The organism is Streptomyces puniciscabiei, assembly GCF_006715785.1.
GTDB lineage: Bacteria > Actinomycetota > Actinomycetes > Streptomycetales > Streptomycetaceae > Streptomyces > Streptomyces puniciscabiei.
Genome location: NZ_VFNX01000001.1, coordinates 4,980,145 through 4,995,178 on the forward strand (window position 1 = coordinate 4,980,145; position 15,034 = coordinate 4,995,178).

A 15,034-nucleotide genomic window follows, 5' to 3' on the forward strand; every position below is an offset into this window, starting at 1 on the left:
AGTCGTCTCGTCGTCGGTAGACACTACCGTCCGCAAGATCCGGCTGTCCGGTCGGTTCCGCCCGCCGGTCACGACGCGTGCAGGAAACTCACGATTCCCTCAGAGATCCCTTGCGCCGCCCGTTGCCGCCAGGCGCCGCTGGTCAGCAGTGCCGCGTCCTTGCTATCGCGCATGTTGCCGCACTCGATGAACACCTTCGGAACCGTTGACAGATTGAGACCGCCCAGGTCCGTACGTGTGACGAGACCGGTTCCGTCGCCGACGTAATTGGACGGCGGTTCACCGGTGTCACGCAGGAAGTTGCCGGCGATGCGCGCGCCGAGGTCGTGCGAGGGTCCGACGATCGGCCGGGTGTCGGCGGCACCGGCGTGCACGGCCCCCGGCAGGATGACGTGGAAGCCGCGGTTGCCCTCCGCCGAGCCGTCGGCGTGGATGGAGATCGCCGCGTCCGCGTGCGCCTCGTTGCCGATCCGGGCCCGTTCGTCGACGCACGGCCCCCAGGCCGGGCTGTCGCCGTCGTGGGTCAGCTTCACCGTGGCGCCCTGCTGCTCCAGCAGGGTGCGCAGCCGGTGTGCGACGTCCAGGGTGAACCGGGCCTCGGTGTAACCGTCGTTGGTGGACGTCCCGGTGGTGTCGCACTCCTTCCAGTTGGTGCCGATGTCCACCTTGCGGTTGATCTCGGCCGTGTGCTGGAAGTTGCCCGGGTTGTGCCCGGCGTCGATGACGACGACCCTGCCCTTGAGCGGGCCGGACGCGGAACCCCCCGAGGGCCGCTTGCCGTCGTCCGTCGCGGAAGGCGGGGCGGACGGGGAGACGGAGGCGGAACGAGCGGACGGGGAGGGCGCGCCGGACGTACCGGACGCCTGAGCGGCCGAGGCCGTACGGCCTCCGCCGTCGCCACCGCCGCCCACCGCCTCGTACACCACCCAGCCGAGCAGCGCACCGGGCACCAGCGCGGCGAGCGCCACGGTCAGCGGGCCGCGGCGGGACCGGCGCGGCTGCGGGGAATCGAACTCCGGGCCTAGGTACGACACGTCTGCGACTCTAACCGGGGCCTCAGATCCCCGCTCGCGTTCGCCGCAGGACGCGCAGGGAGCCGGTCACCGAGACTTCTGTGAACGCCCCGGACTCCAGCGCCCGCAGATACACGCGGTACGGCGCCTGTCCGGTGAACTCGTCCTCGGGCTCCGGGAAGACGTCGTGGATGACGAGGAGGCCTCCCTCGGCCACATGGGGGGCCCAGCCCTCGTAGTCGGCGCCCGCGTGCTCGTCGGTGTGGCCGCCGTCGACGAAGACGAGACCGAGCGGCGAGTTCCAGATGGCCGCGATCTGCGGCGAGCGGCCCACGAGGGCGACGACGTGCTCCTCCAGCCCCGCCTTGAACAGCGTCCGCCGGAAGGCCGGCAGGGTGTCCATCAGGCCGACCTCCGGGTCGACCGTCTCCGGGTCGTGGTAGTCCCACCCCGGCTGCTGCTCCTCGCTGCCCCGGTGGTGGTCCACGGTGAGCGTCGTGACCCCGGCCGCCCGGGCCGCGTCGGCGAGCAGCACGGTGGACCGCCCGCAGTACGTCCCGACCTCCAGCAAGGGCAGCCCCAGCCGCCCCGCCTCCACCGCGGCCTCGTACAAGGCCAGCCCCTCGTCCACGGGCATGAAGCCCTTCGCCGCTTCGAAGGCGGCCAGGATCTCGGGCTTGGGTGTGGTGGCGGACATGGGGGCCTTCCGGTCGTACGACTGTTCAGGGGCCCATGCTGCCGCACCCCCGGCCACATATTCGACAGGGGGTGCGGTAGGCGCCCCAAGGGGCGCGGGGAACTGCGCGAATGGCCACGACGGCGGGAAAGCCGCGAACCGCCCAGAACCCCCCGAGCTCTAGGCGCTGACAACTTCCCCAGGCAACGAAAGATCCAGCTCGACAGCCCGCTCCTCCCCGGAATGCGTCGCGGAGGAAGCAAGCGGCCCATGGCCGGAGGCCTTCGCGGCCAGCACGTACGCCCCCTGCGCCGGCACGGCGAGCACATAGCTGCCGTCCTCGTCGGAGACCGCCGCCCCCGCCTGCCGCCCCCGCCGGTCGATCAGCGTGACCTTGGCCCGGGCGACCGGAACACCGTCGGCACCCAGCACCCGCCCCCGGAAGCCCCGCAGCACCTCTTCGGCCCGCTCCAGAGAGGCGTCCTCCTCGCTGCTGGCCCGCAGCTGCGTGTGCTGCTGAGCCGGCCGGGAGCCCTTCGGCAGGAACAGCGCCATCAGCAGCCCCGCCGCCACCGCGGCGGTGGCGATCAGGAACGACACCCGGAACCCGTGCATGGTCGGGATCGCGATGCCGCCCACGTTGTTCGCCGTGTTGGCGAGCACCATGCCGATGACGGCGCTGGACACCGACGTACCGATGGACCGCATCAGCGTGTTGAGGCCGTTGGCCGCGCCGGTCTCCGAGGCCGGGACCGCACCGACGATCAGCGCGGGCAGCGAGGAGTAGGCGAGACCGATGCCCGCGCCGAGGACCACGGACGTGACGATCGTCTGCCAGGCCGCGTCCATCAGGCCGAGGCCGCCGCCGTAGCCGAGCGCGATGATCAGCAGGCCGATGATGAGGGTGACCTTGGGGCCGTACTTGGCGGACAGACGGGCGTACACCGGGGCCGTGAACATCATCGTCAGGCCCAGCGGGGCCACGCACAGACCTGCGACGACCATGGACTGGCCGAGGCCGTAGCCGGTGGCCCTGGGCAGCTGGAGCAGCTGGGGCAGGACCAGGGAGACGACGTAGAACGCGACGCCCACCATGATCGACGCGAGGTTGGTGAAGAGGACGGCCGGGCGGGCGGTCGTGCGCAGGTCGACCAGGGGCGCCTTCACGCGCAGCTCGAACAGGCCCCACAGGAGGAGGACCACGACCGACGCGGCGAACAGACCGAGCGTCGTGCCGGACGACCAGCCCCAGTCGCTGCCCTTGGTGATGGGCAGCAGGAGCAGTACCAGGCCGGTGGACAGGCCCAGTGCGCCGAGCAGGTCGAAGGAGCCCTCCGCCCGCATCGGGGACTCGGGTACGGCCAGGAGGGTGAGGACGATGGACAGCGCGCCGAGGCCGGCGGCGCCGTAGAACAGGGCGTGCCAGTTCGTGTGCTGCGCGACCAGGGCCGCGGCGGGCAGCGCGAGGCCGCCGCCGACGCCGATCGAGGAGCTCATCAGGGCCATGGCCGAGCCGAGCCGCTCGCGCGGCAGCATGTCCCGCATCAGGCCGATGCCGAGCGGGATCGCGCCCATGGCGAAGCCCTGGAGGGTACGGCCGACGATCATGGTGAGCAGCTGGCTGGTGACCGCGCTGACCAGGGCGCCGACCACCATCACGGCAAGGCTGAGGATCAGCATCCGCCGCTTGCCGTAGAGGTCGCCGAGCCGGCCCATGATCGGGGTGGCCACGGCACCGGCCAGGAGGGTCGAGGTGAGGACCCAGGTGGCGTTGGAGGGCGCGGTGTGCAGCAGTTGTGGCAGGTCCTTGATGACCGGCACGAGCAGGGTCTGCATCACCGCGACGACGATGCCCGCGAAGGCGAGCACCGGGACCACGGCGCCGCCCGCTCTCCGGGCCGGCTGGTCGGTCGTCGTGTGGGTCATGGACTCGAGGCCTCCTGGTAGTGATAAGTGACAGGTAAACCTCGTATGCACAGGCAACTATTCCGTTGCTTCGGGCCTCTAATGAATCCTTGACCGGTTCATGGGTTTCTGACTCGACGTCAGTGCGGTGGCGGTACGGCGAGCGGCGTAGGCCCTGCGTCCCGCGCCCGGTGGTCCGAAATGCCGATGCAAGGACCGTAACCGGGTTGAGAGCATGACAACCATGCTGGAAGCCGCCGACACCACACCCCTCATGTCCCGCCGCAGGACCGTGCCGACCTGGCTGGTGGTGGCGCTCGCCTGTGCCGGGCAGTTCCTGGTCGTCCTCGACGTGTCGGTGGTGAACGTCGCCCTGCCGTCCATGCGCAGCGGCCTCGGCCTGACCGCGTCCGGCCTGCAGTGGGTGGTGAACGCGTACACCATCGCCTTCGCCGGGTTCATGCTGCTCGGCGGCCGGGCCGGCGACCTGTACGGGCGCAAGCGGATGTTCCTCGTCGGGCTCGGCCTGTTCACGCTGGCCTCGCTGGGCGGCGGCCTCGCCCAGGAGGGCTGGCAGCTGCTGCCGGCGCGGGCCGTGCAGGGGCTGGGCGCGGCGGTGCTGGCCCCCTCGACGCTGACCCTGCTGACCTCCGCGGTGCCGGACGGGCCGGCGCGGGCGCGCGCGATCGCCACCTGGACCGCGGTCGGCGCCGGGGGCGGGGCCGCCGGCGGACTGGTCGGCGGGGTCCTCGTGGACGTGTTCTCCTGGCGCTGGGTGCTGCTGATCAACGTGCCGGTGGGCGCGCTGGTGCTGGCCGGCTCGGTGCTGTGGCTCACCGAGAGCCGGGCCGGCGACGGGCGGCGCCTGGACCTGCCGGGCGCGCTGCTGGTCACGGCGGGCCTCGCGACCCTGGCGTACGGCATCTCGCAGACGGAGGCGGAGGGCTGGACGGCCGCCGCCACGGTGCTGCCGCTGCTCGCCGGGCTGCTGCTGATCGGCCTGTTCCTGCTGGTCGAGTCCCGTACGGCGGCCCCGCTGATGCCGCTCGGCCTGCTCCGGCTGCGCTCGGTCGCCTCGGCCAACGCGGCGATGTTCCTCTCCGGCTCGGCCATGTTCTGCATGTGGTACTTCATGACCCTCTACGCCCAGAACGTGCTCGGCTACACGCCGCTGGAGGCCGGGTTCGCGCTGGTGCCCAGCTCGCTGGCCGTGGTCGTCGGTTCCAAGCTGGCGCCGCGCCTGATGCGGTCGGCCGGTCCGCGGACCGTGGCGGTGCTGGGCACGCTGGTGGCCGCGGCCGGCTTCGGCGGGCAGTCGACGATGAGCGCGCACGAGGCGTATCTCACCGCGATCATGATCCCGGGGATCCTGATGATGCTCGGTGCGGGCCTCGCGGCGACCCCGCTCGCCTCCCTGGCCACGTCCGGGGCGGCAGCGGGCGAGGCCGGTGTGGTGTCGGGGCTGGTCAACACCTCGCGCACGATGGGCGGTTCGCTCGGGCTCGCCGTGATGTCGACCGTCGCCGCGGCCGGCACGGGCAGCGGCCACGGCCCCGAGGCGCTGACCGACGGCTACGCGCTGGCCTTCCGGACCAGTACGGCGGTGCTCCTGGGCGGTGCGGTGCTGATGCTGGTGTGGCTGCCGCGGAAAACTTCTTCGACGTGAGGCAACGGTCCGGGCCGCCCATGGACTCCTTCTGATGTCTAGGAGGTGCCCATGGGGGACGGGAAGCACGCTCGGAACGAGGAGTTCCAGAGCTTCATGATCGGCCGCTGGCCACGGCTGATGCGCACGGCATTTCTCCTCGCGGGGGAGCAGCACGCCGCCGAGGACCTGGTCCAGTCGACCCTCGAGCGGGTCTATGTGTCCTGGCGCAAGGTCGGCACCGCCGACGATCCGGAGGCATACGTACGGCGCGTGATGATCAACCTGCACGCACGCAAACACCGAAGAAGGCTCAAGGAGTTCCTGGCTCCGAAGGACGACTCGGGCCTGGTGCACGAGATCGCCGACACGGGGGACCGGATCGCGCAGGCCGACGACCGCAGCGCGCTGCTCAAGGCGCTCGCCCAGCTGCCGGTGAGGCAGCGGGAGGCGGTGGTCCTGCGCTACTGGGAGGACCTGACGGAGACCCAGGCGGCGGAGGCGATGGGCTGCTCGGTCGGCACGGTGAAGAGCAACGCGGCCAAAGGGATCGCGAAACTCCGGGCCATACCGGCCCTGGCCGAGACGGTGACGCATGGAGGTCGGAAGTGATGAGCGCGGACCGGGAGAACCATGAGATGACCGACATGACGCACACAGACATCGCTCTCCTCCTCGCGGACGCCGCGGACGAGGCCGAGATCGGTATAGCCCCCGTCCAGGCGGTCATCCGCGCCGGCCGGCGACGCAGAGCCCGCCGCTGGGCGGTGGCGGCGGCCACGACACTGGTGCTGGCGGGGTCGACGGGGGCGACGCTGGCGGTGACAGGCCTGCCCGGCCGGACCGACCGGAAGTCGACCGTGGCGGCCGAGCCGTCCAGGCCCGAGGACCGGAATGTGGACATCCCACAGGAAACGGAGCTGGCGCGCGGGACGGACCACGGCAAGAGCTGGCGTGTGGTCGTCTCCGTGTGGGGAGCGCCGCGGGACGAGTCGGAGGCGGCCCTGCAGCTGGCCGCGATGCGCAAGTACGGCATCGAGCCGGCCCTCCTTCCCGACCGCCGGCACCGGCACCTGGTCGGCATGACCTCGTACTACTCGGGCCTGTACTACGGCGACAGCCCGCTCAGACCGATCATTTTCGACACGCTCAAGGGGTGGGAGCCCCTGACGGGCACGAGCCTGATGTCGGGGGCCCTCGCCCTGGGCAAGGCGAATTCCGATGGTCCCGTCCGGCTCGTGGTGGGCCAGGTCGCCATCACCGCCCGGCAGGTCAAGTGCGACTGGAAGGACGGCACCAGCACCGTGGTCGAGCCCCAGGCGGTGGCCGGTTCGCCGGTGGAGTGGTTCGCCTGCACGGCCCCGGAGGGGACGGCCTACCGGAACGCGGAGGTGATTCAGTAGCAGCGCTCGTGGCTCACAGCCACCCCTGCTGCCGGGCCTCCCGTACCGCCTCCGCGCGGTTGCGGGTGCCCGTCTTGCCGATCGCCGAGGACAGGTAGTTGCGGACGGTGGACTCGGACAGATGCAGCTTGCCGGCGATGTCGGCGACGGTCGCGCCGTCCACCGACGCCTTCAGCACCTCGCACTCGCGGGCCGTCAGCGGACTGGGCCCGGCGCTGAGCGCCGCGGCGGCCAGCGCCGGGTCGACCACGGTCTCCCCGGTGAGCACACGCCGGATCGCCGCGGCCAGTTCCTCCACGGGCCCGTCCTTGACGAGGAACCCGGCCGCCCCGGCCTCCATGGCCCGGCGCAGATAGCCGGGCCGGCCGAAAGTGGTGAGGATCAGCACCCGGCAGTCGGGCGCCTGTTCCCGCAGCTCGGCCGCCGCGTCCAGCCCGCTGACGCCCGGCAGTTCGATGTCCAGCAGGGCCACGTCCGGCCGGTGGGTGAGCACGGCGTCCACGATGCCGTCGCCCGAGCCCAGTTGGGACACCACCTCGATGTCCTCCTCCATGCCGAGCAGCAGAGCGAGCGCCCCCCGCATCATGCCCTGGTCCTCGGCGAGCAGCACCCGAATGGACTTGGCGGGCCGATGGTCCCGGGGCATCTCGTTCATGGCTTCAGGTTACGGCCGGGAACCCCGTCCCACCGCGGCGCTCGGCACGCTAGCCTCGCCGTATGCCCGAGTCCTCGACCGCGCGCTTCTACGACGAGCTGGCCGACGACTACCACCTGATCTACCCGGACTGGGCGGCGAGCGTCCGCCGTCAGGGCGCCGCGCTGGACGCCCTGGTCGGCCCGGAGCGTGCGGCGGTGCTGGACTGCTCCTGCGGCATCGGCACGCAGGCGATCGGGCTGGCGCTGCGCGGCCACCGGGTCGTCGGGACCGATCTGAGCGTGCGGGCCGCCGCCCGGGCCGGCCGGGAGGCCGCCCGGCTCGGAGTGGCTCTGCCCACCGCCGGTGCCGACATGCGGCAACTGCCTTTTGCCGGTGGCCGGTTCGACGCCGTCGTCTGTGCCGACAACGCGCTGCCCCATCTCCTCACCGAGCCGGACGTGCGGGCCGCGCTGGGGGAGATGCGCAGGGTGCTGCGGCCCGGCGGGCGGCTGCTCGTCAGTACCCGCCCCTATGACGAACTGCTGCGCGAGCGGCCGGTCTCGACGCCCCCGCAGGTGCACGAGCCCGCCGACGGCACCGGGCGGACCGTCACCTTCCAGCTGTGGCGGTGGCACGCGGACGGCGAGCGCTACGAGCTGGAGCACTTCCAGCTGGTCCCGGCCCGGGAAGGCCAGGGGCCGTGGGAGGTCCGGGTGCGCCGGGCCGCCTACTGGGCGCTGGGGCGGGAACGGCTCGCCGGGTTCGCCGCCGGTGCGGGATTCACGGACATCGCCTGGCTGATGCCCGAAGAGACGGGTTTCTTCCAGCCGTTGCTCACGGCCCGGGCAGCCGCCGCCGATTAAAGACTTGGCATTGTCCGGTGCGGCGGGGGTTGACGCTCTGAGGCAGTGCTCAAACAATCGCCCCTGCATTTCCAGAAATCCGTTCCCTTTTCGTCGTCGAATAGGTTCGGTATTTCGGTCGAACGACGTCCGATATACCGAACGAGAGAATCCGAGGTGCACCGTGCCCGTGAGCTCCCCCCACATACGCCCCCGGCGGCTGAGAAGCGCCGCCCTGTCCGTGCTCGCCGTCTGCGCGACCCTCGCCGCGCTGCTCCTCGGCGTCGGAGCACCCCAGGCCGCCGCCGCGAGTTCGCTGCCCTGTGACGTCTACGCCGCCGCAGGCACCCCCTGTGTCGCCGCGCACAGCCTGGTCCGGGCGCTGTACTCCTCGTACAACGGCCCGCTCTACCAGGTACAGCGGGCCTCGGACGGCGCCACGAAGGACATCGGGCCGCTGGCCGCCGGCGGATACGCGAACGCCGCCGCCCAGGACTCCTTCTGCTCCGGCACGACCTGCATCATCACCAAGATCTACGACCAGTCCCCGCGCCACAACGACCTCACGATCGAGGGCGCGGGCGGGGCCGGCGCGGCCGATGTCGGGGCGCCCGCCGACGCGCTGCCGGTGACCGTCGGCGGCCACCAGGTCTACGGCCTGGAGATCTCCGCCGGCATGGGCTACCGGGACAACTCCACCTCCGGTGTCGCCACCGACGGCGCCGCCGAGGGGATGTACATGGTGACCTCCGGCACCCACGTCAACGGCCGCTGCTGCTTCGACTACGGCAACGCCGAGACCAACAACAAGGACACCGGCAACGGCCACATGGACGCCATCAACTTCGGCACCGAGTGCTGGTTCTCCCCCTGCTACGGGCAGGGCCCCTGGGTGCAGGCCGACCTGGAGAACGGGCTGTTCCAGTCCGACGCCGGATACAGCAAGAACTCCGCGAACACCGGCACCGGACCGCTGCCGTTCGTGACCGCACTGCTCAAGAACAACGGCCAGAACCATTTCGCGCTCAAATGGGGGAATGCGCAATCCGGCGGGCTGACGACCACCTATTCCGGAGGTGAACCGACCAGGAGCGGATACTCGCCGATGCACCAGGAGGGCGCGATCGTCCTCGGCACCGGCGGCGACAACAGCAACGGCTCCATCGGCTCCTTCTTCGAGGGCGTCATGACCTCCGGCATCCCGACCGACGCCGCCGACGACGCCGTGCAGGCCAACATCGTCTCCGTCGGCTACGGCGGCGCGACCGGCAGCACCGGCACGCTCAACCCCGGCTCGGAGATCTCGCTGCGCGCCACCACCTCCTGCTGCACCAGCGACTACGTCCGCCACCAGAACGGCGTCGGCGTCATCTCCTCCCTCACCTCCGGCAACTCCGCCCTGGACAAGAGCGACGCCACCTGGATCGTCCGCCGCGGCCTCGCCAGCAGCTCCTGCGTCTCCTTCGAGTCGCGCAACTACCCCGGCGACTACCTGCGCCACTACAACTACAAGCTCTACCGGCAGCCCATGGACGGCACCGCCCAGTTCCGGGCCGACGCCACGTTCTGCCCGCAGACCGGCAAGAGCGGCACCGGCACCTCGTTCGCCTCGTACAACTACCCGACGAGATACCTGCGCCACTACGACTACAACCTGTACATCGCGAGCGACGGCGGGTCCAACGACTTCGACAGCAGCACGTCCTGGACCGACGACGTGACCTGGGCGGTCAGCTCGCCCTGGGCGCCGTAGCGGCCACCGCATCGGCGAACTGAGCCGATTCCACCGGGAGTTCGGCGGTCACCGCGAAACCGCCGCGCGGCGACGGGCCGGCCGTGAGTGAGCCGCCCGCCGCCGCGAGGCGCTCGGTGAGCCCCTTCAGCCCGGTGCCGCCGATGCCCTGCCGGTGCCGGCTGACGGGCCGGCCGCTGCCGCTGCCGTTGTCGGTGACGGTGAGCCGGACCTGTTCGGCGCCGCTGTCGACGGTGATCTCACAGCGGCCGGCGTCGCTGTGCCGGACCACGTTCGTCACGGCCTCGCGCACCACCCAGCTCAGCAGCGCCTCCGTCTGCGGTTCGAGCGGCGTCCCCGACTGCCGTACCACCGGCTCGACACTCGCCGCCGACAGCGCCGAGCGGGCCCTTGTCAGCTCGGTGGCCAGGCTGCCCTCCCGGTAGCCGGTCACCGCCTCACGGATCTCGGTGAGCGCCTGCCGGCCCACCGACTCGATGTCGGTGATCTGGCCCAGCGCCGCCTCCATGTCGCGCGGGGCCAGCCGCCGGGCCGCCTCCGACTTCACCACGATCACCGACAGCGTGTGCCCGAGCAGGTCGTGCAGATCCCGGGAGAAGCGCAGTCGCTCCTTCTCCACCGCGCGCCGCGCCAGCTCCTCGCGGGCGGCGCGCAGTTCCCGTACCGCCTCGGACAGGCCGAGGATCGCGGCGGTCACCATGCTGGAGAGGAAGGTCGCGTAGCCGATGTTCGTCGCGTCCCCCCAGCCGCCGCGGACGGCGGAGACGCAGGCCGCGTACACCGTCACCAGCAGACCGGTGCGGCCCAGCCACGGCCCGCGCAGGGCGGCGCCCACGGCGAGGCCGAGCAGCGGGAAGAACATCAGCCAGTTGCCGCCGTAGCCGAGCGCCAGGCCCGTGGTCACCAGGCCCATGAGGAGCACCGCCACCCGGGTGGAGGGGGCCTCCCGCTTCGCGCGGTCGAAGGAGCGGAAGGTGACGTAGATGTACAGGGAGTTGAAGGCCAGCAGACCCAGGCCGCCGATCCATGGGTTCGGGGTCTTGCCCTGGAGCAGGTTGGAGAAGGACCCCATCCCCATCAGCAGCCAGGGCAGCAGGGCGAATCCGGTGGGCGGCGGGCCGGGATGGTCGACGTCCGGCTCCGTGCCCTGCTTGCGGGCGGCCCGTTGCGCGGCCTTGAAGCGCTCGTGCGCGGCCCGCCACTGGTGCCGCTCGGCCTGCAGGGCCTGTATGTGGCACCGAATTCCCTGAACCCACGTCATGTCTGCATTTCCCCCGGTCAGATGGTCCCCGCCCGACTGCGGTACGACAGCACAGCGTACGAACCGAACAGAACGAGCCAAGCGGTCAGCACGATGATGACACCGGCTCCCGGTGCGCGCCCCTCCGATACGGCGGTGCCCAGCTGCGCGAACCGATGGGTGGGGGTGTACACCGACACAGCCCGCAGCCAGCCGGGGAAGAGGCCGACCGGGAACCACAGGCCACCGAGCACCGCGAGCCCCAGGTTGCACACCATGTTGACCACGCCGGTGCTCGGCCCGCTCAGCCGGTAGCCGTTGCCGAGGCCGAGCAGGGTGAACGGGACCGAGCCGAGCCACAGCAGCAGCGCGATCGCCGGCCACTGCCAGACGGCCAGCCGTACGCCGTTGGCCAGTCCGCCCGCCGCCAGTACGGCGACGATCGAGGGCAGTACGGTGACCACGCCGGTCAGGGTCCGGCCGGTCACCACCTCGCGTGGGGTCATGGGGGTGACGCGGAGCTGGCGCAGCCAGCCGGTCGCGCGGTCCTCGGCGACGGCACCTCCGGTGTTCAGCGCGGAGCCCACGGCGCCGTAGGCGGCCATGCCGACCATGGCCGCGGTCTTCCAGCTCCCGTCGGTGTCACCGAGGTTGGTGAACAGGAGGTACATCATCACCGGCATGGCGATGCCGCCGATGACGAAGCCGGGGTCGCGGAGGGTGCGGACGGTTTCCAGACGGATGTAGGCGAGCATCACACAGCCTCCAGGGAGGGGGAGGTCAGGGCCAGGAACGCGTCGTCCAGGGACGCCGGTGTCACCTCGAGTCCCCTGATCGCCCCCAGCTCGGCCAGGGCGATCACCGTCGCGTCGGAGTCGTCCGTGCGCAGTCGGACCCGGTCGCCCCGCACCTCCACCGAGCGGACCCCGGGCAGCAGGGCGAAGTCGTCCGCGTCCCGGCCGGCCAGGTCCACGCGCACCAGGTTGCCGCCCGCCGCGCGCCGCAGCTGCTCGGCCGTGCCGTCGGCGACGACCCGGCCCCGGTCGACGACCACGATCCGGTCGGCGTACGCGTCCGCCTCCTGGAGGTAGTGCGTGGAGAAGAGCACGGTGCGGCCTCGCCGGGCGTAGGTCCGCATCGACTCCCAGAAGGCCTGCCGTGCCTCCACGTCCAGTGCCGCCGTCGGCTCGTCCAGCACCAGCAGCGCCGGGTCCCCGGCCAGCGCGAGCGCGAACCGCACCCGCTGGACCTGCCCGCCGGACAACCGGTCCACCCGCCGCCCGGCCAGGCCGGCGATCCCGGCCAGCTCCAGGGCCCGCGTGACCGGCATCGGCGCGGGACAGCGGGAGGCCACGAACCCCACCAGCTCGCCCACGGTGACCCGGGGCACCGGCCGGGCGTCCTGGAGCATCGCGCCCACCCGGCCCGCGCGCACCGACTGCCCGGGCGCCGCGCCGAACAGCTCCACGGTGCCGGCGTCGGGCTCGATCAGCCCGAGCAGCAGGCCGATCGCCGTCGACTTGCCGGCGCCGTTGCGGCCCAGCAGGGCCACGGTCTCCCCGCTCCCGATCTCCAGATCGACGCCGTCCACGGCGCGCACCGCGCCGTACGCCTTGGCCGCCCCCGTGAAGGAGACGGCGCTTCCCGGTTGTCCCCGTTGTCCCCGTTGTGTCATGCCTAGGACCATACGAATCCGGCCTCCGCTTCCGGCAGAGGCGCATGTACGGACTCCGGCAGTACAAATGTCACTGCCTCCGTCCCGCCACACCGAGCTGACACGGCGTCAGGAGCCTTCACAACTGTGGAGGGCTGGGCTATACAGAGGGCGCCGGACTGGAACGCGTTCTAGATCGGCCCGTAGCGACCTCGGTGCGGCCGACGGTGCGGACGTCCGCACCGGGGTCTTGAACCGCCAGTGTCAGGAGCCGTATGCCCATCGATGCAGCGAAAGCCCTCGCGGCCCGTCCCCGGACCGGCGAGATCTCCTGGACCACCAAGGACGTGCAGCTGTACCACCTCGGCATCGGCGCGGGAGCCAACCCCGACAAGGATGCCCCCGCCACCGACCCCGACGAGCTGCGCTACACCCTGGAGTCCCGGCTGCACGTCCTGCCGAGCTTCGCCACCGTCGCGGGCTCCGGCGCGCCCGGCGTGATCAGCGGGCTGTCCATGCCCGGTGTGGAGGTCGAGCTGGCCAAGGTCCTGCACGGCGGACAGTCGCTGGAGATCCACCGCCCCATCCCGGCCGAGGGCACGGCGACCGCGACCCACCGGCTCGCCGCCGTCTACGACAAGGGCAAGGCCGCCGTCCTGGTCCTGCGCACCGAGGTCGCCGACGCCGACGGCCCGCTGTGGACCAACGACGCCCAGATCTTCGTACGGGGGGAAGGCGGGTGGGGTGGTGATCGCGGGCCCTCCGCCCGGCTGGAGCCACCGACCGGCGAACCCGACAGGACCGTCGAACGCCGCGTCCGCGAGGACCAGGCCCTCCTCTACCGCCTCTCCGGAGACTGGAACCCGCTGCACGCCGATCCCGAGTTCGCCAAGCTCGCCGGCTTCGACAGGCCCATCCTGCACGGGCTGTGCACCTACGGCATCACGCTCAAGGCGGTCGTGGACACGCTGCTCGGCGGCGATGTGAGCCGGGTGCGGTCGTACACCACCCGGTTCGCGGGCGTCGTGTACCCGGGGGAGACCCTGCGCATCCGCATGTGGCGGCAGGAGGGGAGCGTCCGGGTCGCGGTGAGCGCCGTCGAGCGGGACGACGCGGCGGTCCTCGCGGACACCGTCGTACAGCACTCCTGACAGCACGCCCGAGACAGCCTTCGAGGGGAGCCGCACCATGCGCGCAGCCGTACTGCACGAGATCGGCCAGGAAAAGCTGGAGGTCCTCGACGACGTCGAGGCGGTGGGCTTCGGCCCCGGCAAGGTCAGGGTCCGGGTGCGGGCGACCGGGCTGTGCCACTCGGACCTGTCCGCGATGAGCGGGGTGCTGCCGCAGCCCGCGCCGTTCGTGCCGGGGCACGAGGGTGCCGGGGAGATCCTCGAAGTGGGGGACGGCGTACGGCACCTGAAGGCCGGGGACCGGGTCGTCATCTGCTGGCTGCCCGCCTGCGGCGCCTGTCCGGCCTGCAGGCGCGGGCAGACCGAGTTGTGCCTGGCCGGGTTCATGAACGCGGGCACCCCCAACTTCCGGCGCTCCGGCGGTGACGTCTTCGGCTTCGCCGGCACCGGCACCTTCGCCGAGGAGGTCGTGGTCGACGCCGGCTGCGCGGTGCCGATCCCGGACGACGTGCCCTACGACATCGCCGCGCTGATCGGCTGCGGGGTCACCACCGGCCTCGGCGCGGCCCTCAACACCGCCGATGTGGAGGCCGGTTCGTCGGTCGCCGTCATCGGGTGCGGAGGGGTCGGCATCTCGGCGGTGCAGGGGGCGCGGCTGAAGGGCGCCGCCGAGATCGTCGCCGTCGACCCGGTCGCCTCCCGGCGCGAGTCCGCCCTCGGGTTCGGCGCCACCAGGGCCGTTTCGCCGGAGGAGCTGGCCGACGCCAAGCAGCAGGTCACCGGCGGTGAGGGCTTCGACTACGTCTTCGAGGTCGTCGGGAAGTCGGCCACCGCCCGCACCGCCTACGACAACACCCGGCGCGGCGGCACCCTCGTCGTGGTCGGCGCCGGCGCCATGGACGACTTCCTGCAGCTCAACATGTTCGAGCTGTTCTTCGACGAGAAACGCATCCTGCCGTCGATGTACGGCGGCGGTGACGTGGTGCGCTCCTACGAGCGCACCATCGCCCTGTGGCGGGCCGGCCGCGTCGACCTGGCGGGTCTGATCACCCACCGGGTCCAACTGGCCGGGATCAACGAGGCACTGGACCAGATGCGTTCCGGGACGGCCCTGCGTACGTGCATCGAGATCTGAG

14 protein-coding genes are annotated in these 15,034 nt (G+C 71.6%); 7 read left to right on the forward strand and 7 right to left on the reverse strand.

The genetic code is table 11. From position 1 onward, the window contains the following. Nucleotides 1–68: 68 nt before the first annotated feature. The 3 genes from FB563_RS23050 to FB563_RS23060 form a co-directional block, all read right to left on the reverse strand. Nucleotides 69–1,034 (reverse strand): N-acetylmuramoyl-L-alanine amidase, encoded by a 966-nt coding sequence (locus FB563_RS23050; RefSeq protein WP_199832821.1) that lies wholly within the window; start codon nt 1,032–1,034, stop codon nt 69–71. Nucleotides 1,035–1,056: 22 nt separating this feature from the next. Continuing rightward, entirely contained in the window at nt 1,057–1,710 is a 654-nt protein-coding gene (locus FB563_RS23055) for a class I SAM-dependent methyltransferase (protein ID WP_055706314.1), read from the reverse strand. A gap of 159 nt (nt 1,711–1,869) precedes the next feature. Next, nucleotides 1,870–3,615 (reverse strand): MFS transporter, encoded by a 1,746-nt coding sequence (locus FB563_RS23060; protein WP_055706313.1) that lies wholly within the window; start codon nt 3,613–3,615, stop codon nt 1,870–1,872. Nucleotides 3,616–3,838: 223 nt separating this feature from the next. Between FB563_RS23060 and FB563_RS23065 the strand changes: the two genes are divergently transcribed. The 3 genes from FB563_RS23065 to FB563_RS23075 are packed head-to-tail and all read left to right on the forward strand — an operon-like array spanning nt 3,839 to nt 6,642. Continuing rightward, nucleotides 3,839–5,260: an MFS transporter gene (locus tag FB563_RS23065; protein ID WP_055706312.1), complete on the forward strand. Its 1,422-nt coding sequence runs from the start codon at nt 3,839–3,841 to the stop codon at nt 5,258–5,260. A gap of 51 nt (nt 5,261–5,311) precedes the next feature. Further along, nucleotides 5,312–5,851, forward strand: coding sequence for a SigE family RNA polymerase sigma factor (locus FB563_RS23070; RefSeq protein ID WP_055706311.1), 540 nt, complete (start codon nt 5,312–5,314; stop codon nt 5,849–5,851). Nucleotides 5,852–5,886: 35 nt separating this feature from the next. Then, on the forward strand, nt 5,887–6,642 hold the full coding sequence (locus FB563_RS23075) for a hypothetical protein (protein WP_234357759.1): 756 nt from the start codon (nt 5,887–5,889) through the stop codon (nt 6,640–6,642). A 13-nt stretch (nt 6,643–6,655) separates the two neighbouring features. On the opposite strand, the gene FB563_RS23080 is transcribed toward FB563_RS23075, so the two are convergent. Then, on the reverse strand, nt 6,656–7,297 hold the full coding sequence (locus FB563_RS23080) for a response regulator transcription factor (protein ID WP_199832819.1): 642 nt from the start codon (nt 7,295–7,297) through the stop codon (nt 6,656–6,658). A 62-nt stretch (nt 7,298–7,359) separates the two neighbouring features. Between FB563_RS23080 and FB563_RS23085 the strand changes: the two genes are divergently transcribed. Both FB563_RS23085 and FB563_RS23090 read left to right on the forward strand, forming a co-directional pair. Beyond that, on the forward strand, nt 7,360–8,142 hold the full coding sequence (locus FB563_RS23085) for a class I SAM-dependent methyltransferase (protein ID WP_055706309.1): 783 nt from the start codon (nt 7,360–7,362) through the stop codon (nt 8,140–8,142). Nucleotides 8,143–8,311: 169 nt separating this feature from the next. Next, nucleotides 8,312–9,874 carry an alpha-L-arabinofuranosidase B gene (locus FB563_RS23090; RefSeq protein ID WP_234357758.1) on the forward strand — a complete coding sequence of 521 codons (1,563 nt, stop codon included), beginning with the start codon at nt 8,312–8,314 and terminating at the stop codon, nt 9,872–9,874. Here FB563_RS23090 and FB563_RS23095 read toward each other — a convergent pair. From FB563_RS23095 to FB563_RS23105, 3 genes are read right to left on the reverse strand one after another with little or no spacing between them, the layout of a single operon-like run. Further along, nucleotides 9,852–11,135 (reverse strand): sensor histidine kinase, encoded by a 1,284-nt coding sequence (locus FB563_RS23095; protein ID WP_107100623.1) that lies wholly within the window; start codon nt 11,133–11,135, stop codon nt 9,852–9,854. The two genes, FB563_RS23090 and FB563_RS23095, sit on opposite strands and share 23 nt — an antisense overlap. A 17-nt stretch (nt 11,136–11,152) precedes the next feature. Then, nucleotides 11,153–11,869, reverse strand: coding sequence for an ABC transporter permease (locus FB563_RS23100; RefSeq protein ID WP_055706308.1), 717 nt, complete (start codon nt 11,867–11,869; stop codon nt 11,153–11,155). Further along, the gene (locus FB563_RS23105; protein ID WP_055706307.1) at nt 11,869–12,789 is read right to left on the reverse strand and encodes an ABC transporter ATP-binding protein; all 921 of its coding nucleotides are present in this window, start codon (nt 12,787–12,789) and stop codon (nt 11,869–11,871) included. The genes FB563_RS23100 and FB563_RS23105 overlap by 1 nt, the downstream gene beginning before the upstream one ends. Nucleotides 12,790–13,043: 254 nt before the next feature. On the opposite strand from FB563_RS23105, the gene FB563_RS23110 reads away from it, so the two are divergent. Continuing rightward, nucleotides 13,044–13,919, forward strand: coding sequence for a MaoC/PaaZ C-terminal domain-containing protein (locus tag FB563_RS23110; RefSeq protein ID WP_055709176.1), 876 nt, complete (start codon nt 13,044–13,046; stop codon nt 13,917–13,919). A 37-nt stretch (nt 13,920–13,956) separates the two neighbouring features. Continuing rightward, nucleotides 13,957–15,033, forward strand: a complete 1,077-nt coding sequence (locus tag FB563_RS23115; protein ID WP_055709175.1) for a Zn-dependent alcohol dehydrogenase — start codon at nt 13,957–13,959, stop codon at nt 15,031–15,033. Nucleotide 15,034: the final 1 nt, after the last annotated feature.

Bases quoted from the DNA above. Each gene is read 5' to 3' on its own strand.
- FB563_RS23055 (WP_055706314.1), bottom strand. From the start codon at position 1,710: ATGTCCGCCACCACACCCAAGCCCGAGATCCTGGCCGCCTTCGAAGCG.
- FB563_RS23060 (WP_055706313.1), bottom strand. From the start codon at position 3,615: ATGACCCACACGACGACCGACCAGCCGGCCCGGAGAGCGGGCGGCGCC.
- FB563_RS23065 (WP_055706312.1), top strand. From the start codon at position 3,839: ATGCTGGAAGCCGCCGACACCACACCCCTCATGTCCCGCCGCAGGACC.
- FB563_RS23070 (WP_055706311.1), top strand. From the start codon at position 5,312: ATGGGGGACGGGAAGCACGCTCGGAACGAGGAGTTCCAGAGCTTCATG.
- FB563_RS23075 (WP_234357759.1), top strand. From the start codon at position 5,887: ATGACGCACACAGACATCGCTCTCCTCCTCGCGGACGCCGCGGACGAG.
- FB563_RS23080 (WP_199832819.1), bottom strand. From the start codon at position 7,297: ATGAACGAGATGCCCCGGGACCATCGGCCCGCCAAGTCCATTCGGGTG.
- FB563_RS23085 (WP_055706309.1), top strand. From the start codon at position 7,360: ATGCCCGAGTCCTCGACCGCGCGCTTCTACGACGAGCTGGCCGACGAC.
- FB563_RS23095 (WP_107100623.1), bottom strand. From the start codon at position 11,135: ATGACGTGGGTTCAGGGAATTCGGTGCCACATACAGGCCCTGCAGGCC.
- FB563_RS23100 (WP_055706308.1), bottom strand. From the start codon at position 11,869: ATGCTCGCCTACATCCGTCTGGAAACCGTCCGCACCCTCCGCGACCCC.
- FB563_RS23105 (WP_055706307.1), bottom strand. From the start codon at position 12,789: ATGACACAACGGGGACAACGGGGACAACCGGGAAGCGCCGTCTCCTTC.
- FB563_RS23110 (WP_055709176.1), top strand. From the start codon at position 13,044: ATGCCCATCGATGCAGCGAAAGCCCTCGCGGCCCGTCCCCGGACCGGC.
- FB563_RS23115 (WP_055709175.1), top strand. From the start codon at position 13,957: ATGCGCGCAGCCGTACTGCACGAGATCGGCCAGGAAAAGCTGGAGGTC.